This is a genomic window from Gemmatimonadota bacterium (genome assembly GCA_040882465.1).
GTDB lineage: Bacteria > Gemmatimonadota > Gemmatimonadetes > Longimicrobiales > Gaopeijiaceae > JBBEBG01.
Genome location: JBBEBG010000001.1, coordinates 81,873 through 105,196 on the forward strand (window position 1 = coordinate 81,873; position 23,324 = coordinate 105,196).

The 23,324-nt window shown below is 64.9% G+C and carries 15 protein-coding genes; 10 read left to right on the forward strand and 5 right to left on the reverse strand.

The window, feature by feature from the left end; all coding sequences use genetic code 11:
* The first annotated feature begins 49 nt into the window (after nucleotides 1–49).
* Complete coding sequence (locus WEG36_00375) at nucleotides 50–1,153, forward strand: glycosyltransferase family 2 protein (GenBank protein ID MEX1256050.1); 1,104 nt, start codon at nucleotides 50–52, stop codon at nucleotides 1,151–1,153.
* Nucleotides 1,153–2,325, forward strand: coding sequence for a glycosyltransferase family 4 protein (locus WEG36_00380; GenBank protein MEX1256051.1), 1,173 nt, complete (start codon nucleotides 1,153–1,155; stop codon nucleotides 2,323–2,325). Before WEG36_00375 ends, WEG36_00380 begins: the two co-directional genes overlap by 1 nt.
* Here WEG36_00380 and WEG36_00385 read toward each other — a convergent pair.
* The gene (locus tag WEG36_00385; GenBank protein MEX1256052.1) at nucleotides 2,292–3,878 is read right to left on the reverse strand and encodes an alkaline phosphatase family protein; all 1,587 of its coding nucleotides are present in this window, start codon (nucleotides 3,876–3,878) and stop codon (nucleotides 2,292–2,294) included. The two genes, WEG36_00380 and WEG36_00385, sit on opposite strands and share 34 nt — an antisense overlap.
* A gap of 332 nt (nucleotides 3,879–4,210) precedes the next feature.
* Between WEG36_00385 and WEG36_00390 the strand changes: the two genes are divergently transcribed.
* Nucleotides 4,211–5,686 carry a flippase gene (locus WEG36_00390; GenBank protein ID MEX1256053.1) on the forward strand — a complete coding sequence of 492 codons (1,476 nt, stop codon included), beginning with the start codon at nucleotides 4,211–4,213 and terminating at the stop codon, nucleotides 5,684–5,686.
* A 39-nt stretch (nucleotides 5,687–5,725) separates the two neighbouring features.
* Here WEG36_00390 and WEG36_00395 read toward each other — a convergent pair whose 3' ends face one another.
* Entirely contained in the window at nucleotides 5,726–6,094 is a 369-nt protein-coding gene (locus tag WEG36_00395; GenBank protein MEX1256054.1) for a cupin, read from the reverse strand.
* 639 nt (nucleotides 6,095–6,733) lie between these two features.
* Here WEG36_00395 and WEG36_00400 point away from each other — a divergent pair.
* The 5 genes from WEG36_00400 (at nucleotide 6,734) to WEG36_00420 (ending at nucleotide 14,406) form a co-directional block, all read left to right on the forward strand.
* Nucleotides 6,734–7,978 (forward strand): glycosyltransferase family 4 protein, encoded by a 1,245-nt coding sequence (locus tag WEG36_00400; GenBank protein ID MEX1256055.1) that lies wholly within the window; start codon nucleotides 6,734–6,736, stop codon nucleotides 7,976–7,978.
* Nucleotides 7,968–9,239, forward strand: coding sequence for a VanZ family protein (locus WEG36_00405; protein MEX1256056.1), 1,272 nt, complete (start codon nucleotides 7,968–7,970; stop codon nucleotides 9,237–9,239). The genes WEG36_00400 and WEG36_00405 overlap by 11 nt, the downstream gene beginning before the upstream one ends.
* 130 nt (nucleotides 9,240–9,369) lie before the next feature.
* Nucleotides 9,370–12,375 (forward strand): carboxypeptidase-like regulatory domain-containing protein, encoded by a 3,006-nt coding sequence (locus WEG36_00410; GenBank protein ID MEX1256057.1) that lies wholly within the window; start codon nucleotides 9,370–9,372, stop codon nucleotides 12,373–12,375.
* Complete coding sequence (locus tag WEG36_00415) at nucleotides 12,372–13,412, forward strand: hypothetical protein (GenBank protein MEX1256058.1); 1,041 nt, start codon at nucleotides 12,372–12,374, stop codon at nucleotides 13,410–13,412. Before WEG36_00410 ends, WEG36_00415 begins: the two co-directional genes overlap by 4 nt.
* A gap of 10 nt (nucleotides 13,413–13,422) precedes the next feature.
* Entirely contained in the window at nucleotides 13,423–14,406 is a 984-nt protein-coding gene (locus WEG36_00420) for a GDP-mannose 4,6-dehydratase (protein ID MEX1256059.1), read from the forward strand.
* Nucleotides 14,407–14,421: 15 nt separating this feature from the next.
* Here WEG36_00420 and WEG36_00425 read toward each other — a convergent pair whose 3' ends face one another.
* Nucleotides 14,422–14,850 (reverse strand): response regulator, encoded by a 429-nt coding sequence (locus tag WEG36_00425; protein ID MEX1256060.1) that lies wholly within the window; start codon nucleotides 14,848–14,850, stop codon nucleotides 14,422–14,424.
* 363 nt (nucleotides 14,851–15,213) lie between these two features.
* On the opposite strand from WEG36_00425, the gene WEG36_00430 reads away from it, so the two are divergent.
* Nucleotides 15,214–18,450 (forward strand): EAL domain-containing protein, encoded by a 3,237-nt coding sequence (locus tag WEG36_00430; protein MEX1256061.1) that lies wholly within the window; start codon nucleotides 15,214–15,216, stop codon nucleotides 18,448–18,450.
* 281 nt (nucleotides 18,451–18,731) lie between these two features.
* Entirely contained in the window at nucleotides 18,732–19,928 is a 1,197-nt protein-coding gene (locus tag WEG36_00435) for a glycosyltransferase family 4 protein (protein ID MEX1256062.1), read from the forward strand.
* Nucleotides 19,929–19,956: 28 nt separating this feature from the next.
* On the opposite strand, the gene asnB is transcribed toward WEG36_00435, so the two are convergent.
* Together asnB and WEG36_00445 are read right to left on the reverse strand one after the other, a co-directional pair.
* On the reverse strand, nucleotides 19,957–21,876 hold the full coding sequence (gene asnB, locus WEG36_00440) for an asparagine synthase (glutamine-hydrolyzing) (protein MEX1256063.1): 1,920 nt from the start codon (nucleotides 21,874–21,876) through the stop codon (nucleotides 19,957–19,959).
* A 3-nt stretch (nucleotides 21,877–21,879) separates the two neighbouring features.
* On the reverse strand, nucleotides 21,880–23,316 hold the full coding sequence (locus WEG36_00445; protein ID MEX1256064.1) for an oligosaccharide flippase family protein: 1,437 nt from the start codon (nucleotides 23,314–23,316) through the stop codon (nucleotides 21,880–21,882).
* Nucleotides 23,317–23,324: the final 8 nt, after the last annotated feature.

The window sequence follows — 23,324 nt, forward strand, 5'->3', positions numbered from 1 at the left end:
TGCCGCCGGGAAATTGTACGCCCGGACTCGATCGGCGATATTCGGTCCCATGCCTTCCCCGGACATCGAACGTTCTCCCCGCCCCGCGGTCTGTGTGGTGAATTACAATGGGGCTACGTACCTGCCGCGGACCCTCGGCAGGATCCTGGAGCTCCGTGACCAGTTCGACACGGTTCTTCTCGTGGACGACGCCTCCACCGACGCGAGCGTCGAGGTCGCCCGCCAACATCTGACCGACGACGGCGTAATCGTCCTCCCGAAGAACGCGGGTCCGGGAGGGGCGCGAAATGCCGGTTTCGTGGCCTTGAAGGCCGACCGAGTCCTCTTTCTCGACAACGACGTCTTCCTCGGGTCCGATACCGTGCGGATCCTCTCCGAGGCTCTCGACGAAGCTCCAAAGGCCGTCATGGCGCTTCCGCGAATCGTCTCCGACGATGAGCCGGATACTGTCGAATACGAAGGCGGCGAAGCCCATTTTTCGGGTCTGGTTACGTTGCGGGGCGCGGGGAAATCTCGAAGCGGGAGTCCCGCCGGTCCGCCCGTGCGGGTCGGCTCGATGATCGCCTGTTGCTTCCTCTTCGACCGGCGCAGGTGGGGCCAGGAGCCCCTCTTCGATCCCCTCTTCCCGATGTATCTCGAGGATCATGAATTTGGTCTCCGCACGAATCTCATGGGCCATGACGTGCTCACCGTATCCGCTGCGGAATGCGGACATGGAAAAGGAACGCCCGGCATTTCGATTCGGGCCACCGGCGGCCACACTGCCATCCGGGTCCGGCAGACGATTTTGAACCGCTGGCAGCTGATGGCAAAACTCTATCAGGGACGCACGTTCCTTCTGATGGCACCCACCTTCTTGTTGTTCGAGATAAGCCAGTTCCTCGGCTGCCTCGTTCTCGGATGGGGTGGTCACTGGATGTGGGCCGCGGGCACCTTCGTGAGGAGGACGCCGGAGCTCCTGAAGCGGCGAAAAGGTTTTCGCGCATCGCGCGCGCGAAGCGACACGGAGGTTCTCACCTCCGGGCCCCATCCGCTGAACGCCGCGCTCGCCCGGCGACCGTTCGCGCGCCTCGCGTTTGCGGTGCTGGACCGCCTTGGGCACGTCAACTGGCGGCTGGCGACCTTTGCCCTCGCCCGGTCGCGGAGATCCTGATGCGCCCTCTCCGCATCTGCGTCGTCGCGGCCTGTCCCGTGCCTTACCCCCGCGGAACCCCGATTCGCGTCACCCGACTTTCCGAGGCGGTGGCTCGGCTCGGCCACGAAGTTGATCTCGTCACCTATGCCACCAGCGAGGGGACCATGGACCCCGCGGTCCGAATCCATCGAATCCGCGACGTCCCCGGGATCCGGGTCGGGCGCCCGGGTCCCAGCGTGGGGAAGCTTGCGGTCCTGGACCCCCTCCTCGCGCTTCGTTTCCGGCGGCTCCTCCGTGAGCACTCCTTCGATGTGATCCACGCGCACCACTATGAGGGGCTCCTGATCGCAAGCCTGGTGAGAGATCGGAAGATCCCCCTCATCTACGACGCACACACGGTCCTCGAGACAGAGCTTCCGACGTACGCCCGATGGATTCCCACAGCGGCCGTCCGCGCGGTCGGCGCGGTCCTGGACCGCCGCCTCCCCTCCCGTGCGAACTTCATCGTCGCCGTATCGGAGCCCCTCCGAGATCACCTGGTCGCGCGACGTGCGGCGCCCCCGGAGCGGGTCAGGGTCATCGGAAATGGGGTGGAGTTGGGGACGTTTCCCGTCCTTCAGGCTGCGCCTAATCCGCCGTCGGACGGGGGCACGATCGTCTACGCAGGGAATCTCGCGCCCTATCAGGGGATCCCCCACCTGCTCGAAGGCTTCCGAACCGTTCTCGAACGCCGCCCTCTCGCCAGCCTGCGGATCATCACGACCTCCTCCTTCGAACCTTTCGAGCGGATGGCCCGAGAGCTCAGGGTGCGCCACCGGATCGAGATCGAGGGCGCCACCATCGAATCGCTGGGGGCGGCCCTCGGCCGCGCACACGTCGCGGTAAACCCACGGCCGAAGTGCGAAGGGGTTCCCCAGAAGAATCTCAACTACATGGCCGCAGGGATTCCGCTGGTGGCCTTCACGGACTCGCTCCACCCGGCCCGCGACGGCGAAACCGGGCGGGGAGTCCGCCCCGTCTCGGGAAAGGCGTTGGGACAGGTGATCCTCGAGCTCCTCGAGCGCCCTGAAGAACGAAGGCGTCTCGCCGCATCCGCGAGAGCCGCCCTCGACCCCGATTACACTTGGAGCGGACAAGCGGGGCGCCTCGTTCAGCTCTACGAAGAACTCTCCCCCCGTGCCGCCGGCTGAGACAGCGTCTCTTCCGCATATCCCGCGAGCTCCGGGATCGGCCGGCCTTCAAAGCGGTCGGGAATGTTGGCGCCCATCCATGCGAGGAGCGTCGCGGGAAGATCGGCGGAGTCGACCGTCGAGAGAGTGCGGTCGGGCGCGATCCCTGGCCCGGCCGCGACGAGCCAACCCCCCGGTGTGTGGTTCCCGGAGCGGCCGGAAGGGAGGGGGGCGAGCGGATCCAACGCAAGGGTTCCGTAACACGATTTGAGCCCTGGGCAACCGTGTGCCACCCGGTCCGTCCATCGGACCACGAGATCAGGGAGCTCGCTCCGCCGGGGCGCGTCCTTCCCCACGAGGTCGTCCACCCGTTCCACCGTGGAGACGATCGCGCCCCCGTCCCGCATGTCGCGAAAGCTCAGGAATTCTTTCGAGAGCTGTTCGATGAGCGCCTCGTATTCCTTTCCTGGATCGACGATTCCGGCGGCGTCGCGTCCCCGAAGGTTTACGCGGAGGTATCCGTTGAGGTCAACGGGCAGAGCGAAGAATTTGGTGGCGGACCAATCCAGCATCTTCCGGGACCAAAGAGGAACCAGGGAGTGTTTGATGGAGCTGGGAAGACGCATGGTCACTTGACGGACCCAATTCCAGGGAAGCGCCTTTTTTATCCGATAGACGAGACCCACTCGGGGGGCGGCGCCCCGGCCCCGCGCGTGAAGATGCCTGACCATTGCCGGAAAGTGTTCCGGCCAGCCAGGGTTTCGCTCCATGCCGTGGAGCGCAAAAACGAGGATGCGACCATCCGGCGGCACCGCAGCCAGAACCTCCCCCAGCGCGCGGTCGGCCGCCTCGTAGATCTCATCACGGGCGCCGGCGAGTCGCGCGCGCGTTGCCTCGTCGGTCCCGCTCAGGTCGGCCTCGTCGAGGCTCCACAGGTAGTGCGCCGCACGATGTGATCCTCCGAACACCGCGACGAGGAGGTCCCATCGTTCACGGCTGAGAAAGTCGCGGACGATTCGCGCGAACTGATGGAGCGATTCGAGGCCTTCCTTTCGCTGGCGCTCGAGTGTGCGTCGATTCTGCGGACCGAAGATCTCGGGGCCCATGGCGGGCGCGCCGAACTTGCGCCGAAGCTCGGCATGGAGACCTGGCGGATGCGAAATCGTTCCGAAGTCATCGTGAGCCTGCCAACCCCCGAGGAACACACCGTTGAGATCCGTAGGGGTGGACGTCGAAAAAGGGACGTCCAGGAGTGCCATGCGGAACCCCTTTTCCACGTCGTTCCAAAATGGCTCGATCGGTATCCACGACGGGTCCACGAACCGGAGCCGCTGGTCCTTCCGGCTCCAGGGCTTGTTGAAATACCAGCCATGCGCGCCAAGAGTCTGGCCCGTGATGAAGGTCGGCCACACCATGCTGAGAAATCCCTTGGGGCGGCTCCGCACCTCCGCCCGGGTGCCCCGAGCCCGAAGCGCCGAGAGATTTGGCATCCGACCCTGCGCGACCAGCGACTCGACCAGAGGTCCTTCCATCGCATCGAATCCAAGTGCGACGACTGGTGCGCGCTTCGTCATGAGATGGCAGCTCCTGCTTGTGTGGCGCGGCTCGGGTCCGCCCGCTCCTTCAACCGCGGCGATGCGGTTGCACCAAGTCTTCCCGATCCACCGATCATGTCCAACCCGTCCTCCCCATGCAACTCCCGGGACCGCGGGGGAGGTGGGCGACGCCCGTGCCGCTTTTCCGCGACGGGCCGCGCCACAAGATTCCTATCCGCGGCCCGGAAGGCATCCCGCCTCGGACCGACCCCTTGCACCGGTGAGGCTCTCGTTCGAATGCGCGGCACCCCGCACTTCCGCTCCGCCATTGCGCCCCCGGCGCCCGATTCCAGCCCGAACGGCGCACCCACTTGACCGCGCAGCCGCGTTCGAACTTGCACGAACCAGGGGCAAAGCGGCTCTTTCGTAATTCCCTCTACGTGACCCTCGGCCAGGGGAGTGTGGCGCTCCTCTTTGCCACCTACATCCTGGCGGCCCGAATCCTCGGAGGTGACGGGTTCGGAGACTTTTCCCTCGGGCTGAGCATCGCCACAATCCTCCTGATGCTCCCGGCCTGGGGATCGAACCGGTACTCGTCCATCATGGCGGCGCGGGACCCCGAGCGGACCGAGAGCATCCTCGCAACGCACCTCGGGCTCACCATCCCGCTGGCCCTCCTCTACTTTCCTCTCGTCGCGGGCGTGGCCTTCCTCGTTTCGGGAGAAACGGTCGTCGCCTGGATCGCGATCCTGCTGGCGGTGGATCTCCTCGCCCGAGAGTTCGGGAACGCGCTCCGCCTACTGTTCAGGGTGCATGGGGAGTACCCACTGGAGACGGTCACCGCCTTCGGGGAGCGGGGATCCATCGTGGCCCTGACTCTGGCGATCCTCTTCGTGTCTCCCGATCCGGTGCATCTCGCAGCCGGCTTCGCCGGGGGCCGGATCCTCGGCGCGATCGCGACGGCCATCCTCTTTCGGCGCCGCGTCGGACGGATTCGGGCACGGTTCGCCGTCCGCGAGATTCTGGAATTGTTCGCGGCGGGAACCCCGATCGCGCTTCGGCGCGGAATCGGGCTCGTCACCTTTCGCGTGGATATGCTCTTCCTCGGGGGGATGCGTCCCGCCCGGGAGGTGGGTTGGTACGCGTCGATTTACACCATCATGGACGGGGTCCTCATGCTTCCCCAAGCCGTAAATGGCGGCTTCGGACCAACCCTGTCCGCGAATTTTGCTGCCGGTAGAACAGACGTAGTATCAAGACTTTACCAGCGTGGATTAAAGTATCTTCTCATTATCGGGCTCCTCCTGGCCTCCATTCTCGGCGTCCTCTCGCGATCCATCGTGGGGATCGTCTTCGGGGAGGAATACCTTTCGGCGGCGCCGGCCCTCACCATCCTTTCCCTGTCGGTCGTCTTCCTCTTCCTGCGAAGTCTCGCGACGGAAATCCTCGACAACGTGGACCTTCGTGGGGCGGCGGTCCGCATCTTCGCGGCGGGGCTCATTCTGAACGTCGTGCTGAATGCGATCTTGATTCCGCCTTACGGAATCCTTGGGGCCGCCGCGTCCACGGTGGCGACCGAAGCCCTTCTCATGGTCGGCATGCTTCGCGCCCTGGCGCGCTCAGGATTTCCGGGACATCTCTTCCGGCAGCTCCGCTCGCTCCTTCCGGCGATTGTGGCGCCCCTGATGCTGATGTGGTGGCTCGATGATCTCCCCTTCGTCGCACTTTCGGCGGCCGTGCCGGCGTATGCGGCGGGACTCTTTCTTTTCCGCGCATGGGACCAAAAGGACATGGAGCTCTTTTGGGCGCTGATCGCGCGGCTGCGCCTACGCCGGCGCAGTGGGTAACCGGCACAGGTGAACGCGAAGGCATCCCGAAGGAGCCGCTCATGTCTCGCCCGAAGGGATCCGGCCGTACCGGTCTTCGAGGCGAACGACATCGTGTAGGTGAGGAGTGGACACCTCCAGAAGGACCGAATCCGCCAGCGCTTCGATCCGGTGCAAGGTCCCCGGAACGAGATGGACGCTCTCCCCGGGGATGAGATCCAGGTCTCTCATCGCGCCTGCCGATGTCCCGATCCAGAATCTGACCCGTCCAGAGATGAGGTGGAGCGTTTCCTCCTTCTCACGGTGGTATTGAAGCGAGAGCGACTCCCCGGCCTTCACGAAGAGGGTCTTCCCGGCGTAAGACCCACATTCCGCCCAGATCGTCTCGCGTCCCCACGGCTTCTCGACATGCTTGACGGGGACTTTCATCCTCCATCCTCCTTCGGTCGTGCCGCAAGGTCTGACACCCATTATGATGGGGCATCGCTTTGGTCTCTCGATCACCCCTCCGGATCCCACGAGGAGCATGCACCGTACCACGCTCGCAAACGCCACTTCCCGGTGCTTTGGTTCCTTGATCGCCGGACGACGGGCGACGGCTTCCCTGGTCCGCGCCCTGGATGAGGATGGCCCGAGGCTCTGACTCAGCATTAAATCCATCGTGGCGTCCGCCGCGCCGTCGCCATAGTTGTGGGAAGTGGGCGACATGCAGCTCGGAACGCGGGAGAACCGTTCGGGGACCATCGGCGGATTCCACAGTTTCGAAGGGCTGGGAGCCCTACAAATCCCGGCTCAGGGGATGAATGGCGCGCCCGGAACCGCGATCCGGGGGAAACGGCACGCCGAATTCGAGTTACTTTCGTCGCCGGCAGCGGGAGACAGGATCGGCGATGCGCCATGCGGATAGGTGTGGCGAGGGGAAATCCCACTTGGCCTCGCGCGTCGGCGCTGTCGGCGGCACCGTTGTTGCTGGTAGGGAGTCAAGGCACACTTACGCCGCATCCATTGCGGAACAGGGGAGAGGGGAGACCCTCTCCCCTGATCGTCCGCTATAAGGAGGCCACGCCGATGCGATCACCGGAAGCGAACCTTCCGGCGAACACGGTCCGGGGCCACGATCCGCCGAACGCGGAGCCGTCCTCGGGGGATCGAGTGCTTATCGTGGTGCCCCAGCCCTTTTACTCCGACCGGGGCAGTCCCATCGCCATCCGGGAGGTCGTTCGCGGGCACCTCGACCTCGGGCACCACGTGGATGTGGTGACGTTCCCCGTGGGAGAAGATTTTCCGGGCGAGCGGCTTCGATTTTTCAGGGCGGCGAATCCTCTCCGCATTCGGCAAGTTCCGGTAGGCTTCTCAATCCGTAAGGTCCTACTCGACCTGACTTTGGTCCTCGAGATGCGTCGGCGGCTACGCTCGCAGGCGTACCAACTCGTGCATGCCCTCGAGGAAACCGCGTTCCCCGCAGTCTTCCTGGCCAGGCGCGCCAGGATTCCAGTCCTGTACGACATGCATTCCCGCCTGACCGACGGGCTCGTCCGACTTCCCGGCATGAAGCGGGGGCCTCTGCGACGGGCCGCTCGCCGGTGCGAGGAGTGGCTGTTCCGGAATGCCGACGTCGTCGTCACCAGCAAAGGCCTCGCGGATCAGGTCCGCGCGGTGTGTCCCGAGGCGCGGCTCTTCGAGTGGCACTTTTCGGGGACCCTCGGTGACGGCTCGAAATCGGGCCAGGTCTCCCTGCGGGAATCCTTGAAAATCCCGGCCGAAGCCCCCGTCGTCCTCTACTCGGGAACCTTCTCCGAGTACCAGGGAATCGACCTCTTCCTCGAAGCCGCCGCGCTGCTTCGGGAAAGTGCGCCGAATGCCGTGTTCGTCCTCGTGGGTTGTGAGGCCGGTCAAGCCGGGGGCGCCTTAGCGATCGCCCGAGGTTTGGGGGTCGAGGACCAGATCCGAATCGTGGATCGCCAGCCGCGTTCCCGGATGCACGCGTACTTCACCATGGCCGACATTCTCGTGTCCCCCCGAATCTCTGGGGACAACGTGCCCCTCAAGATTTTCGACTATCTCGCCGCCGATCGCCCGATCGTCGCCACCGACATTCCGACTCATCGAACGGTTCTGGACGAGAGTATGGCCCTGCTCGCTCCCCCGACGGCCCCGGATCTGAGCGAGGCAATCGCGCATGTTCTCCAGGACCCGAACGTCGGTGAGCGCCTGCGGAAAGGCGCCCGCGAATACGCCGCCAAACACCTCGGGTGGGCCCTCTTCGTGGACTCATTGAGCCGCATTCACCAGGCCGCGGTGAATGGCCGGTAGGGCGGCCTCTCGTTGGGCCGGCCCAGGCGCAGTCCTCTGGACCGCCCTCATCTTACTTCTCTGCTTGGTTCCTACGGGCCAGACTGTCCCGGTGGGAATCTCTCTCTGCCTCCTCTGCGCGGACCGGGCGTCGGCCGATTTCATCCGGAACGCGATGTTGTACCTCCCGCTCGGCATTGCCGTGCGGCGAAGCACAGGATCCCTCGGACTCACGATCACCCTCGGAGTCTTGCTCTCACTTGGCATCGAGGTGACCCAGTTCTGGATTCCGGGGCGTTTTCCCGCACTCTCCGACCTTCTGGCGAACGGCTTCGGGACCGCTGCGGGAGGGTTCCTCGCCGGGGCCCTCGCCTCACCGCCCGAGGCTCTCCAACGGAATGTCGCCTTCTTGGGGATTGGTGCGCTCGGCTTGCTGGCCTTCACGGCGCCCGGGTTCCTGTTCGTTCCCACCGTTCCGGACGGCGAGCTCTTCGGCAACTGGACTCCCAGGATCCGGGGCGCCGAGGCCTACGCGGGGAGCCTTCTCTCGGCAGAGCTGGATGGTGTTCCCCTCCCTGCGAGACGGGCGGAAGACTCTGCGAGGGTTCGAGCCCTTCTGGAGGCGGGAAGGCCGCTCGCCCTCCAATTCGAATACCTTCCGCCGCACTCCCCGGCCCCTCTCTTTCGGATTCCCACGGCGCGCCGCCTGGAAGCGCTGAGGGTATCGGTGGACGGCGAAGACCTCCTAGTCGCCGAGTACCTCGTCGCCGATCGGCTGCGCCTGGATCGGCCCACTGTCCGATTTTCCGGAGCATTCACCGGTCTCCTTTCTGGCGATACGATCAAGCTCGTGGTCGATCGGAGCGGGAGCGGAACCCCGCGAGCCTCGGTCGAGGGCGGGGAGCCCGTCGTAGGCGGTTTTCCGGCCGCGCGGGGATGGGGACTGATCCTATCGCCAGGGCGACTGCCCCGCTCGGTCGAGGCGGCAGGCGACCTTCTGTGGGTCGCCTTCATCCTGCTCGCCGTGTCTTGGGCCGCGCCGTCCCCCTGGCGTGCCCTGGCGGCGAGCGGCGGGCTCTTGGCCACCCTCGCACTCCTGCCCCTCTTCACACCCTTGCTGGCCACGCCCGCCGCCCACTACCTGGCGGCCGGAGTGGGACTCGCCTCAGGGCGCGGTCTCCGTGCCCTGCCTGCAACGAGGTGGTGGGGCGACGCAACGGGTCCCCGGGAGGCCACGAGCCGCGATCATATGGTTGATCGCCGGTCCGGCCGCCTGGTATGAATCTTGTGACCAGGCTGGTCCGGGAATGAAAATGCCTCTAACGTTGAACGAGTCACGACTCTTCCGCCGACCACGTAATCCCGGACCGATGCCCTACCTCTCCCTCTCGACGCCCCGGACCAGAGCCAAGATGGCGCTTTTCGCGTCCGCCTGGCTCGTGCTGGCTTTCCATCCCGGAGGAACGCGGCCAATCGCGGCCCAGAGCATCGTGCGCGGAGAGATCGCGGGAGTCGTGCGCGACCAGTTCGGGAGCGGAGTCCCCTCGGTCGGGATCAGCGTCATGCCTGCGAACTCGGACGCCGCCCTCTTTGTCGAGTCCAGCCGTTTGGGGGCCTTCCAGATCTCGATGCTCGACGCGGGCGCCTACGACGTTCTCTTCGAGGCAAGGGGGTACATCCCCAGCCTCGTTCGCGGAGTCACATTGCGGGCCGGCCAACTGGTCGGGGTGAACGTGACGCTCACGGCAACCGCCACCGTACCTCAGGCGATCGACACCGTCTTTGCCGCCAGCGTCGGCCCTTCACGATTCGGCGGGGGGTCGGGACGATGGATCTCTCAGAGCGAGCTCCAGGCGTTTCCCGATCCGCGTCAGGGGCTCGCGCGCATCGCGAACCTCGGGATCGGGATGGATGAGGCGTTGGGGTCCGAGGGACTTCCCGGAAGCCTTTCGGTGATCGTCCTCGACGGCCTTCCGTTCACTCCCGCGCGCCACCCGCTTCAGGCCGGCGCCGGTAACCTCCCGCTCTTCCCTAGGTCGGGGCTCGCTTACGTAGATCTCCATCGGCGCACCGATGTCGAGTGGACGGGCGCGGCCGGTGGCTTCGTGGCGGCGGCGTCCCGTCCCGCATCGGGGGTGAAGACCCTGGAGGCGTTCGCGGGAGGATCGACTGACGCTCTTTGGCAGTCGGACGCCTTTTCGGATTTGGATAAGCCGGGTGCGACGTCGTTTTGGGGCGAAGGAAGTCTCCATCTCCCACTCGACGATTCGGGTACCCGCCTCTTCATCGCCGTCGAGGGTGAGAGCACTGCGATGCCGAGGCCCTCTCCCCTCTCGGAGGATTTCGCGACGAGGCTCGTGCAGGCACGCCCGCCCCAGGAGGGGGTCGAGTCGACCGACCTCACGGCGCCGTGGACCGGGGACTTAACTGCCCTGAGTGCCTTGGCGCGGGTGGACTGGAGGACGGGGAGCGCCGCCGATGTCGCGATCCGTGGCTCCTTCTCCACCGTGAAAGAAACGGGTAGCCCCTTTTTTGGGTCCGACCTCGCGTACGGATCCACCCAGGCCTTCGACGGAACCGACCTCTCCCTTGCAGCCTCCGTCCTCGTGGAAGCACACCCGCTCGTCACGGTCGAGGCGCGGGCCGGGCTCGAGAGGAGCACCCGCGAGTGGAGTGGTCCCGAAGGCGGAACAGAGGCATCGCCGATTCCGGCCACCCGATTCCTTGAGAGTGGGGTGCCCATGGGCGCTGCGCCCGGACTTTCCGGGATGGTGACGCGCACCTCGGTGGTCGGAACGGCGACCGGCCACTACCGCGACGGGCCGCATTGGGTCAAGGGCGGACTCAACGCCACCTTCGCGTCGCACGAATTCGCCCACGTGTACGGATCGGGCGGGTCCTACCTATTCTCGGATCCGGAGTCAGTCGCCACGGGCGAAGGCGCGCTCCTGCAGGCGGGGAGCCCAGCCCCTACGACGTCGTTTTCCGTACCCGAATTCGGGATATTCGCACAGTACCGTTGGGAGCCGGCGATCGGAATCCACGTCACGGCCGGAGCGCGTTATGACCGCGAGCTTCTTCCCACGGACGACGTTCCGCTGAACATCCTGTTGGATTCTCTCACCGGCATCAACAACCGTCTCTTGGCGGAAACGAATGGAAAGATCAGTCCTCGACTCAGCGTGTCGTGGGATCCCGCAGGGAACGGAAGGACGGTTCTGGAGGGCACATTGGGGGCGCAGTTCGGCCGGGTCGATCCGGCCGCGTTGAATGAGGTGATGACGCTCGCGGGCTCGGTTACCCATCGTAGGCTCGTCGGCTCGCTGGGCGCGAGTTGGCCGTCGCTCCCCGCCGGATCCGGCGCGGCCGCTGGCTTCCGGCCGACAGTCGCCATCTTTGGTCCCGATCTCCAGGCGCCGCGGACCGCACGAGGAACCTTCGGGCTCTCTCAACGCATCGGCGCCGGGATGGTGCTTCATCTGACCGGAACCTTCCGACGGACCGAATTCCTCCTCCGCCGCGATGACCTGAATCTAGCGTCCGCGCCCTCGGGGACCCTTTCCGACGGACGGCCGACATACGGGTTGCTCGAGCAAGCCGGTTCAGTCGTTGCCGCCGACCCTCAGTCCAATCGCCGATTCGACAACTTCGGTCAGGTGTGGGCACTCAATCCCGATGGCGTCTCCGAGTACCGCGGGATGACCGTGGCAGTCGAACATGCCGCGAGCGCAGCGCTCGACCTTTTTGCCAGCTATACTTTTTCGAAGACGGAGGACAATCTCGTTGGTGCCGCCCTCGGAATACCCGAGGCCCAACTCGTGCCCGAGGTGCCTTCTTTTTCGGCCGACGCGTGGGAAGAGGGGACCTCCGACTTCGACGTGCCGCATCGCATCGTGGCCGGAATGAGAGTCCGATTCGAATTCCTCGAAGGCACCACCCTGGCGAGTACTTACCGCTTCCGATCGGGCCGGCCCTTTACGCCCGGATTCGCTTGGGGTGTGGATGCGAATGGCGACGGCTCCGCTCACAACGATCCCGCCTTCGTCCCCCAGAACCTGGGTGCGCTGTCCGGCGAAAATGCCTCCTGCCTCAGTCAGGACGTGGGCCAGGTTGCACGGCGGAACGGGTGCCGCGGCCCCTCGATTCACGCGATAGACCTCCAGCTCTCTTCAGGCCTCTTCCGGGTCGGAGGCTCCGTCGCATCTCTCGTCGTGGATCTCTTCAACGTCCTCGATGCGGAGATGGGCTCGCCGGAAAGCGCACTTCTTCACGTGGACCCTTCCGGAGTCGTGTCGCGAGATCCGGTCAGCGGAGTAACGGCGATCCCCGTGACGGTGAACCCCGACTTCGGAGAAGTCACGCGGTCCTTCAAGCCGGGACGGATGATCCGTGTCGGATTCAGGGTGGCGATGCCATGACGCGGCGATTCACCGTGCGAAGCCATCTCGGACTGAGCGTAGTCGGGGTCGCGCTGGCCACCCTGACTGGGTGCGGCGACCTTCTCGTGGATGGAAGGACTCTTCGGATCGAGTCCACGGGGACCGTCGAGGGAGTCGTTTTCCTCGACGCCAACGGAAACGGAAACATCGAGGGGGGTGACCCCCACTATCCGAACCTGCGCATTCAACTTCTGACCGCGGATGGCGTGTCCGTCGTGGACACGGCGACGACGAATTCGTCGGGCCAGTTTCGATTCCCGACCGCTCCTGTCGGAGACCTGCGTTTGGCTGCGGATCCGTTGTCGCTCTCTGACAGCCTGGTCGTCCGCGATCTATCCGACGAGCTGTTCACGGTCGAGCCGGGGCGCACCGTGCCGGTGGTTTTCAGCGTGTCCTTCCCCGCGTATCAACTGCAGGACGTGCGGAATTCGGTCCTCCCCGGACAAAGCATTTTCACGACGGGAATCGTGTTGAACCAGCGGAACCAGCCCGGGGATGCGGTTGTCCACATCCGCGATGGGAACACGTACCTCCGGCTGACCCAGGTCGCCCTCGTAGGGCTCGAGGTCGGGGACAGCGTACGCGTCCGTGGGCGCACCGCGGTGTCGGCGGGACAACCGATCCTCACGGACGCCGCGATCTTCCAGCTCGTTCCCCGAGTCACGCTCGTCTTTCCCGTTGCGGTGACATCGGGCGCAGCGACAACCGCCATGGGCGGGACACTCGACGCCGCTCTGGTCCGGATTCAGAACGCCGCCATCACCAACACTCAGGTCGTCCAGGGAGTCACGGGCCCGTATCTGCACGTGACCGCCGACGACGGGAGTGGTCCGGTGGTCGTCGTCCTCAGGAACTTCATCAACTTCAATCTGGGACAAATCAACCCCGGAACGAGCCAGTTCACCTCGGCCACCGGACTCCTCGTCCCGGTACAGGACGGCGCCGGCAACGTGACCTGGCAGATGACGCCCCGCGCGGACTCCGACCTCGACGTAGACCAGATCGGAGGGGGCTAGGCCACTCCGCATGTCCGTCCTGGTCACCGGTGCCGCGGGCTTCATCGGTTCCCACCTCGTAGACCGCCTCCTCGAGCGCGGGGAAGCGGTGGTGGGGCTCGACAGCTTCGACTCCTTTTATCCGCGTCGCATTAAAGAGGCAAACCTCGCACACGCGCGCGAGTTCTCCCGATTTACCCTCGTCGAGGGAGATATCCGCGACCGAAGCCTGGTGGCGAAGCTACCGGACACGATCAACTCCGTCGCGCATCTCGCAGCGCGCGCCGGGGTCCGTCCCTCCATCCGGGATCCCACGCTTTGCGCGGACGTGAATCTCGTCGGAACATCCATCCTCTTGGACTTTGCGGTCGCGCGTGGAATCCGCCCCTTCGTCTTTGCGTCGTCGTCTTCGGTCTACGGCAACAATCCCAAGACTCCATTTTCGGAGACCGATTCGGTGGATCACCCGGTTTCGCCCTACGCCGCGACGAAACGAGGCGGCGAGCTCCTCTGCCACGCCGCGTCCCACCTGCACGGACTGACCTGTCTGGCGCTGCGCTTCTTCACGGTCTACGGGCCGCGTCAGAGGCCGGACCTAGCCATTCGAAAATTCAGCGGACTTCTTCTCGCCAACGGCGAAGTCCCCCGATTCGGAGACGGGAGTACGGCGCGGGACTATACTTTCATCGACGACATTCTCGAGGGCGTTCTCGCCGGGCTCGAATGGACGCGCCGATCCGATCCTGGATTCGAGGTCGTGAATCTCGGCGAAGCTCGGCCCATTCGTCTCGCCGAGATGATCCGCGTCCTCGGCGAGGCCTTCGGACGGAGCCCGCGCGTGCGTGAGCTTCCCATGGAGCCGGGGGACGTCGAAAGGACCTTTGCGGATCTCGAAAGGGCGAGGGCTCTGCTGGACTACCGGCCCTCGACCGACTTCCCTGAAGGAATCCGAAAATTCGCGGAATGGTACTTAGCGGAGGGAGCCCACCAGGACGAAGTGTTGGGAACCGCCTGAGCGGCAGGTCGTTCGTCAGTCCGTCGACCCTTTCCCCTCCCCACTGACGATGGAACGAATCGCGGCGGCGAGCTCATCGACGGTGAATGGCTTGGCGAGGAAGACGATCTCGCCCTGGCCGGAACTGGCCTGAAGCACGGCGTCCTCCAGTGCATGCCCGGAGATGAAGATCACAGGCGTTTCCGGTCGATAAAGGCTCTGCTCCATCGCCACCTGCGATCCCCACGAGTCCGGTAGGACGATGTCCATGATGACGACGTCAATCGGCACGCCAGGGTCGGCCACAAGGCGAAGGGCGTCGGCCGCGGTGGCGGCGGCGCTCACCTCGAAACCTTTGCGCTTGAGGCCTCGGGCGAGGGCACCCCTGAGCGCGGGGTCGTCGTCCACGAGGAGCACATCAATCGCCCGCTCGGAGCGGTTCGTCGGCTTGTCCATGACTCTCATGAGTATATCTCCTGTCTTGTCACTGGCCTAGCGCATACATTCCTTGCGAGCAAGACCCGGGCCACCCTCGGGAAGCCGTTCGGCCGCGTTCGACCCCAAGTTCCGGGAATGGATTGTCGAACCCGGGATACCCAATGAAACCGTTGCGCATTCGCGACGATTCGGGCTCCGGATCCACAGTTTTCCAGGGGATTCTGCGCCATCGCCCCCGGGGGGGTCCGGCACGGTCCGTGCACCCATGCGCGACATGTAGTTGCGATGACCTCCGACCGGGACTCCCGCACCCGAAATGGCTCGCCGCCCAGGATCCCCATGGACCCTCCGGCCGTGAGTTGTTCGGGTGACTCATGATAGAGGACCTGCGTGACCGAATCCGTTTCCACGCCGCCGGCGCCCCACCGGTCACATGGCGAACACCACTGCCTAATCCACAGGACCGAGGCAGAGTTGCGGGCCGTTCTCGAGTCCTTCGTCCAGGAGGGGATTCGGGCCGGTCGCCGGGTAATTCTCATTGGTGAGGGCCCTTCTTCGGTGGCATTTCGCGTCTTCGAACACCATTTGGACGGGAGTAGCGGGGATGCCCGCCAACACGACCAGATCGAGTTCAAGCGGATCGAGGAATGTTTTGAGGGGGGTGGGCAGTTCGACCGCTACCAGGGAATCACCTTCATCCGCGAGCAGCTCCTGTTCGCGCGGGACGCCGGCTTCGAAGGCCTTCACCTGATTCAGGACATGGGAGCCCTCGAAAAGCGCTCGGCCGGGCTACGCGATCTCACGGCGTTCGAAGCGGGACTGAACGTCCTCCTGGGTGACAAGCCCTGCAGTGTCCTCTGCCTGTACGATCGGACCCGCACCTCCCCCGAGCTTCTGCTCCGCGCCCTCGATCTCCATCCCACCGAGCTCCGTGAGGGGTTGACCCGGCATCAGAACCCCTTTTACCAGCCGGAAGTCGAGTTTCGCGCGGCACATGCCGGCGAGCTCGTCGAGGAGAGGCTCGAGTTGTTGAGGCGCCCCACGACTGTGGGTGCCGCCGCCGTCGAGCAGGATGCCGACACACTGCTCGCCCGTGTGACGCGCCGCATCGATGTGGAAGGCGCCTCACGTTCCGGACTCGCACGGATCGGCCTCGAAGAAATTGGACGCCAGGTGGAAGCCGACAGCGCCCGCTTTTATCTTGTGGACCCTCAGGACGCTTCCCTCGTTGAACGGGGGATGGAGGAAGAGATCGGCGAGCCCGAGCGGCGGGTGCGCGGCGAAGGGGCCGCGGGCCGCGCCTGGTTGGCACGTCGGCCGGTCTGGGCCTCCAGCTCGATGCCGCCCGCCTCGGGGGAGGTCGCTGCCGACGGGGGAAACCAGCTTGCGCTTCCCTTGCTCGCCGGAACCACGGTTCGCGGGGTCCTCGAGTTCTCCATGCCAAAGGAGCGCCACCCGGATCAGGGATCCATGGACCGGCTGGAGCCCGTCGCCCGCGTCCTGGGGGAAGCCCTCGGGCGGGTCCGTGCAGAAGAGCGGCTCGGCGAGGCACGAGGCGGACTCGAAGGACTCCTGGCCACATCTCCCGACGGGATCGTAGTCACGGACCGTGAAGGGCGAATCCAGACATGGAATCTCGCGGCCGTCCGGCTCCTGGGGAGCTCGATCGGCGAGGTGCCGGTGGGGCGTCCGCTGGCCGGATTTCTCCCGTTCGAGCTCCGCGACCGCTTCCAGCGAGCGCTGGACGTAACCGCGGCCTCGGGACTCAGCGAGTCCCCCGCGTCGTACGAGATCCTACTTCCTCCGTCGGACCCGGGCGCCAGTCCGATCACCCTCACCATGACCTCATGGGATGTGCGGGGCGAGGCGTGTTTCGTGGTCAAGCTCCGCGATCACATGGATGATCGCGAGTCGCGGACCCAGGCACGACTCATCGAAAACGTGGCCTCCCGAGCGGGACGCGAAGCGATGCTTGTCACCACTGGAAACGTCCAGTGGGGCGGGCCTTCCATCCTCTTTGCAAATCCGGCCTTCTGCCGGATGACCGGCTTCACCGAGGCCGAGGTACTCGGGCAGAGCTTTCGCGCCTTCACCGGACCAAAGACGGCTCAGGACAAGCTGAAGGTGATGTGGGAGCATCTTCAGCGAGGAGAACGGGCTTCGACGGAGTTCGTGGCCTATCGTAAGGATGGCACGGAGTTTCTCATGCGACTCGAGGTGTCTCCGATCCGGGACGATCATGGCCAGCTGACCCACTTCGTCGCGGTCCAAACCGACGTGTCGAAGGACAACGGGGGCGACGACAAATTCCTGCGCGCCGATCGGGATGCCCTCACGGGGCTGGCGAACCGTGCGCTGCTCAACAAGATCCTCCGGCGCGCAATCGAACGGGTTCAGAGGAATTCCGAGCTCCGATTCGCCCTCCTTTTCTTGGACCTCGACGGGTTCAAGCAGGTCAATGACTCTCTCGGTCACCTCATTGGCGACCAGCTCCTCGTGTCCGTCGCAAGAAGGCTCGAAGAGGCAGTCAGGCCGGGGGACATCCTGGTCCGCTTCGGTGGGGACGAGTTCGTGATTCTCCTCGAGTACGTCGGAGGGCTCGCCGACGTCCTCGCCGTAGCCGACCGCATCCAGGACCGCCTGGCCCAGCCCTTCCGTCTCGAGGGCCGTGACCTTCGCCTCTCCGCCAGCGTCGGGATCGCCCTGAGCGACACCGGATATGCCACAGTGGAGGAGGTCGTGCGCGACGCGGACGCCGCGATGTACCGCGCGAAGGAGGAAGGAAGAGGTAAATACCGCATCTTCGACCGGACGTTGCGGGAAGAGGCGCTCTCCGAAGGCCGAATCCGCTCCGAACTTCAGAGCTCCCTCGATCGGGGAGAATTTCGTCTCCATTACCAGCCCCTGATGGATCTGGGATCGGGGCGGATCAGCGGGGTGGAAGCTCTCCTACGCTGGGAGCACCCGGACCGCGGCCTCGTCGCCGCGACGGAATTCATCTCCTATGCCGAGGCGATGAAGCTCATCCTTCCGCTGGGACGGTGGGTCATCCGGGAGAGTTGCCGCCAGCTGAGGATTTGGCGGGACCGCCTCCCCCCCGATGTTCCACTGGCCTTGAGCCTCAACCTCTCCACACGAGAACTTCTGGATCCCCGGGCACGCGAGTGGTTCGAAGAGAGCATTTCGGACTCGGGAGTGGACCCATCGTCGCTCCAAGTAGAGGTCTCAGAGAGCTTTTTCGCCCGACCCCAGACCGAGATCGAGAACGCCCTCGCTCCCTTGCGCGACCTGGGCATCCGCATCGGCATCGATGACTTCGGAAGCGGCTCGGTTTCCGTGGGCCAGTTACATCGGTATCCGGTGGACTTCCTGAAAATGGACCGCCAGTTCGTGGCCGATCTCCCTCGGAAGGACGGGGGCAACAGTCGGGCCGTCCGGGCAATCCTCGCCATGGCGGGGAGCCTTGGACTCGACGTGGTCGCCCCCGGAGTGGAGACGACCCTTCAGGAGGAAATCCTCCGGCAGCTCGACTGCCCCACGGCGCAGGGGTACCTCTTCTCGGCTCCCGTGGATGCGGAAAAAGCGGGCAGACTCCTCGAAGCGGGGCGACTCGGACCGCGGCGCTAGCACTTGCGTGAGAACGGGGGTAAAATGTCCGCCGATCCAAAGGGACGGGGGATGAAAGGCCTTAACTCGATCGATGCAGCAGGACCGGGACGTGCCAAGGAGTCCGAGAGTGCAGTCCGGGCTGGAGCCGAATAAGCCGCTTGGAGGGGGTGAGATGTGAGAGGGACGACGGGGCGAAAAGCCGAGTCGAATGCCGCCAGAACGTGCCCCGGACTCGGATCCAGGCCGGTAGCAGAGGCTGGCCTGGCCGGCCGCTGCCGGCGCGCACCGCTCCGACTACCATGAGGATCCTGTTACTGGCGCCGCACGAGTTTTACATCGATCGCGGCACTCCGATGGACACGGATCTCCTCCTGCGCGCTTTGGGCGCCGGCGATCACCAGATAGATTTAGTCGTGTACGGTGGCGGGCAACACAGGGATTACCCAGGGGTGACGATTCACCGGGCGAAGACGCCACGGTGGCTCACGGGAATCCGCCCCGGGTTTTCCTACAAGAAGGTCCTGGCCGACTTCTGGCTCTTCGCGGCGGCGAGGCGACTCGTGCGCCGCAACAGTTATGACATCGTGCACGCGGGCGAAGAGGCCGTCTTCATGGCTCTCTGGTTTCGCTTCCGGCATGGGATTCCATACATCTACGACATGGACTCTGCGATAGCTCACCAGCTCGTGGAGGCAAGCCCCTGGCTCAAGCCCCTCAGAAAAGTCTTCGATTGGATCGTCGGATTGGCGCTCCGCCGTGCGATTGCGGTGGCCCCCGTGTGTCAAGCGCTCGCCGAGCTCGCCGAGTCTAATGGAGCCAAGCAGGTGGTCATTCTCCACGATATCTCCCAGCTTCAGAATCCTGGACGCGCTCCGACGGGGGAACTACGGCAGAGTCGAGGGATCCAGGGCCCGCTCGTGATGTACGTGGGAAACTTTGAGCGATACCAGGGGATCGCACTTCTCCTTTCGGCCTTTTCTCGGGCGGTCGCAAACGGATCGGACGCCGCGCTCGTCCTCGCCGGCGGCATCCCCTCGCACATCGCGAAATACCGTGAGGCTGCGGAGGACCTCGGGATCGGTGATCGCACCCACTTCGTTGGCCACTGGCCTGCCGATCGCCTCGACGAGATTCTCGCCGAGGCGGACGTACTTGTATCCCCGAGAACCAGCGGGATCAATACGCCGATGAAGGTCTTCCCATTCATGCACTCGGGAAAAGCGTTACTCGCGACGGACATCCGAACGCACAACCAGATCCTCACCCCGGACATCGCGCGCCTCGCCCCGCCCGAACCGGAGGCTTTCGCCGGGGCCCTCCTCGAGCTCTGCAACGATCCCGCGCTGCGCGAGCGGATTGGACAAGCAGGAAGGGCCTTCGTTGAGCAAAACCACACTTTCGAGGCCCACGTCAGGAGAGTGGAGGCCCTCTACCGCTTCATAGCCGAGCGGGTCGGGCAGTCGCCACTTCATTCGACCGGCGGTCCGATAACTTGACGCCGTCGCCGGGGGCGGCCCCTCGAGCTCAACCCGTGGACGTGCCCGTGAGGGTCCGCCCCGGGTTCTCTGCTGGTGGAGCGGCGAAGAGTCGGTGCCAGACGAGAAGATTCAGGATCGCCCAGAGCACGTGGCTGTGGTTCGCTCGCCGTTCCATGTGCTCCTGGAGGAGGATCCGCACGAAGGCACGATCGAAGCACTCCCCGATCAGAGTCGAGGACGCGAAGGTGTCCTCCATGAACTCCCTGAGCTCTCCCCGGATCCAATTCTTGATCGGGAGGGAGTACCCCTGCTTTCCCCGGCCCCGAATCTCGTCGGGAAGAATCCCCCTCATGGCGCTTCGAAAGATGCTCTTCGTCCTGAACCCCTCCAGCTTGAGGTCGCTCGGTATGGTGCAGCAAAGTTCCGCGAACTCGTGGTCGAGGAAGGGGACCCTCACTTCGAGGGCATGCGCCATGCTCAACTTGTCCGCCTTGACCAAGAGCGAGTCGGGCATCGTCATACAGGTGTCCACGTAGATCTCCGCGGCGACTTCGTCATCCACCTCCGCTCCTTCGAGGATCCTCCGGACCGGGGCGAAGGGCCTGTCCGTCACCTGGGCTTGTACCTCGCGGGTGAAGAGCGACTCCTGCACGCGGGGCGTAAGGAAGTATTGCCAACGCATGTGGCGCCCCTCCTCGGGAAGCAAGCTTCCTTCGATGAAGCGCTTGAGGAGGTTGATGGACCCCTTCTTCTGCGGGCGATCCGGGAGGAGGTCGACGGCCTTCGCGATCGCGCCTTCCCTCAGTACGCGCGGGAGCGTCTCGTAGATTCGGTTTAGCTTACTCGCGCGGAACCGGTCGTATCCGCAAAGCAACTCGTCCCCTCCTTCACCTGAGAGGCAGACGGTGACGTGCTCGCGGACTTTCTTGCACAGGAGGTAGAATGGGACGGCTGAGAGGTCGGTCATCGGCTCGTCCAGGTGATAACACGAGGCCTCGATGGTCTCGGGAGTCACCGGGTCGATCCGGATGACGTGATGCTGGGTCCCGAAATATTTCGCGACAAAGTCCGCATACTCGAGCTCGCTGTACGATCCGTCTTCATAATACAGGGAGAAAGTGTCGATCGGCACATCGGAGAGCCGACTCATCATCGCAACGATGGCGCTCGAGTCGAGCCCTCCGGAGAGAAAGACCCCGAGGGGCACATCGGAGACGAGCTGGCGCTCCACCGCGCGCTGCAGCGCCTCCCGAAGGAGCCGCTCATGCTCCCCGCGGTCGCGCGGGACCGCGCGGACGCGTAGGCGCCAGTAACGCTCAACCCTCGGCTCTTCTCCCGGAGCCCACGTGAGCGAATGGCCTGGCGCAAGGCGGCGCACCTGGCTGAAGATCGTTTCGGGTGAAGGGACGAATTCGTACCCCATGTACTTGTGGAGCGCGGCGAGGTCGAGCGAACGATCCACTTCGGGGCATTGGAGCAGCCCCTTGAGCTCCGACGCAAAAATGATGCGGCTCTCGGGCCCGGGAAGGACTGCGTAATACAGCGGCTTCACGCCGATCTGGTCCCGCGCCAAAAAGAGCTTCCGGCGCCTTACGTCCCAAACCGCGAACGCGAACATCCCGTTGAAGCGCTCGACGCAGCTCGGGCCCCAGGCGGACCACCCGTGCACGATTACTTCGGTATCGGCATCGCTCTGGAAGTCGTACCCGAGCCCCCGCAGCTCCCGGCGGAGTTCCGCGAAGTTGTAGATCTCTCCGTTGTAAACGACCCAGACGGACCGGTCGGCATTCGTCATCGGCTGGCGTCCGCGCTCGCTCAGGTCGAGGACGCTGAGGCGACGGTGACCCAAAGACACCGTCTCGTCCGCGAAGACCCCATCCTGATCCGGACCTCGGTGCGCCTGGACCCGGGCCATTCTCTCGACTAACCGAGGGTCGTGCCAGGTGATGCCCGCGATTCCGCACATGGGTCAGTTAGGCCCTCCGGTGGTCCCGGCGGGCTCCCCGACCAGCCCCCGCCATAGCTCCCCGAGCTCGGAAGGCCGAACGAAGCCCACCCCGGCGAGCCCGGCCGCGGCCGCGGCCATGGCGACGAGGGCGGCGAACGGGCCCTCGAGTCCCGTCAGGCCGAGCGCGAGCGCGGCGACGCCCGCGGCCACGCACACGCCGAGCACGCGTTTCGCGAGTGTCACCCTGAGTCGCGGTTCGCCCAGACCCCACAGATAGAGGAGGAGAAGAAATCCCTCCGCGGCCACGACCGTTCCCGCCGCGCCCGCGGCGCCGAAGGAGGGAATCAATAGGAGGTGCCCGATCCCCGCCCCCGCAGTCGCCACCGCGAGCGCCCCCGTCCTCCAGGCATGCCGATCCCGCGTCGTGAGGACGGTCTGAAAGGCCACGAGGATGAACTTGAGGGCAAAGCTCACGCTCAAGATGCGCAGGACCACGGTCGCGCCGGCGTATTCCGGCCCGAACACGACCCCGATTAACCACTCCGCGCTCGGGTAACAGGCGACGGCGAGGAGGAGCCCCGCCGCAGCGCTCAGTCGCACGAAACCGTCCGCGGAGCGCCGGTAGATCTCGTCGTTCCCATGGCTTTGTTGGAAGAGTTGAGGCGACACGACGCGAGCCCCGAGAATCGGCACTTTCGCGGCCAGGTCGAGGAGCTTATAGGCGGCAGCGTAGACCCCGACCTGCGGCATCGTGGCAAGAACCGACAAGAGGATGAGATCAATCCGGTAGAAGATCTGCCCGAGGAGGCCAGTCAATCCGTAAAGATAGCTCTTCCGCAGGATGGCCGGGGCTCCCGCAAGTCGCACCTTGGGGCGCTCGGCGCGCCAGGTCAGCAGGCCCCAAAATCCGGTCACGAAGATTCCGCCGACGACGTATCCGACCCCCACTCCGAAAAGCCCGGAGCCGAGCCCGATGGCGGCGAGCACACACCCCGCAATAGCCACGGGGGTCCCGCCCTGGAAGAACCCGTTGACCACCATGCGCTCCCTCGCGGCATACACGGCCGAGAGAGAGTCCTGCATGGCGAGAGCGAGGAAGTAGAAAAAGAAGATCAGGTAAAACGAGACCGCCCGGTCGTCGTATCCGAAGGCTGCGAGACCCCACGCCGCGAGCGGATAGAGGACCGCGAAACCGAGGAGCTTCAACACCACGGTCGTACCCAGGAGCTCTGGAATGCTCTTGGAGTCCCGAGACCCCGACTCGATGAGCTGCCAGCTCATCCCGAGATCCACGACGAAGAGGCTGGTCAGCCCGAGCGCGTAAACGGACGAAAAGACGCCGTATTCCTCGCTCCCGAACTCGCGGGCGACGATGACCTCGATCGTGATGAAGGCTACCTGGGCAACGACACCGCCCACGGCGAGGGCGACGGCGTTCGAGGCCATCCGTCTCAGCATCGTGCCCC

Coding starts and splice junctions, on each gene's coding strand:
- WEG36_00410 (MEX1256057.1), top strand. CDS start 9,370: ATGGCGCTTTTCGCGTCCGCCTGGCTCGTGCTGGCTTTCCATCCCGGA.
- WEG36_00400 (MEX1256055.1), top strand. CDS start 6,734: ATGCGATCACCGGAAGCGAACCTTCCGGCGAACACGGTCCGGGGCCAC.
- asnB (MEX1256063.1), bottom strand. CDS start 21,876: ATGTGCGGAATCGCGGGCATCACCTGGCACGACCCTCGGTTAGTCGAG.
- WEG36_00385 (MEX1256052.1), bottom strand. CDS start 3,878: ATGACGAAGCGCGCACCAGTCGTCGCACTTGGATTCGATGCGATGGAA.
- WEG36_00445 (MEX1256064.1), bottom strand. CDS start 23,316: ATGCTGAGACGGATGGCCTCGAACGCCGTCGCCCTCGCCGTGGGCGGT.
- WEG36_00405 (MEX1256056.1), top strand. CDS start 7,968: ATGGCCGGTAGGGCGGCCTCTCGTTGGGCCGGCCCAGGCGCAGTCCTC.
- WEG36_00415 (MEX1256058.1), top strand. CDS start 12,372: ATGACGCGGCGATTCACCGTGCGAAGCCATCTCGGACTGAGCGTAGTC.
- WEG36_00380 (MEX1256051.1), top strand. CDS start 1,153: ATGCGCCCTCTCCGCATCTGCGTCGTCGCGGCCTGTCCCGTGCCTTAC.
- WEG36_00395 (MEX1256054.1), bottom strand. CDS start 6,094: ATGAAAGTCCCCGTCAAGCATGTCGAGAAGCCGTGGGGACGCGAGACG.
- WEG36_00375 (MEX1256050.1), top strand. CDS start 50: ATGCCTTCCCCGGACATCGAACGTTCTCCCCGCCCCGCGGTCTGTGTG.
- WEG36_00420 (MEX1256059.1), top strand. CDS start 13,423: ATGTCCGTCCTGGTCACCGGTGCCGCGGGCTTCATCGGTTCCCACCTC.
- WEG36_00425 (MEX1256060.1), bottom strand. CDS start 14,850: ATGAGAGTCATGGACAAGCCGACGAACCGCTCCGAGCGGGCGATTGAT.
- WEG36_00435 (MEX1256062.1), top strand. CDS start 18,732: ATGAGGATCCTGTTACTGGCGCCGCACGAGTTTTACATCGATCGCGGC.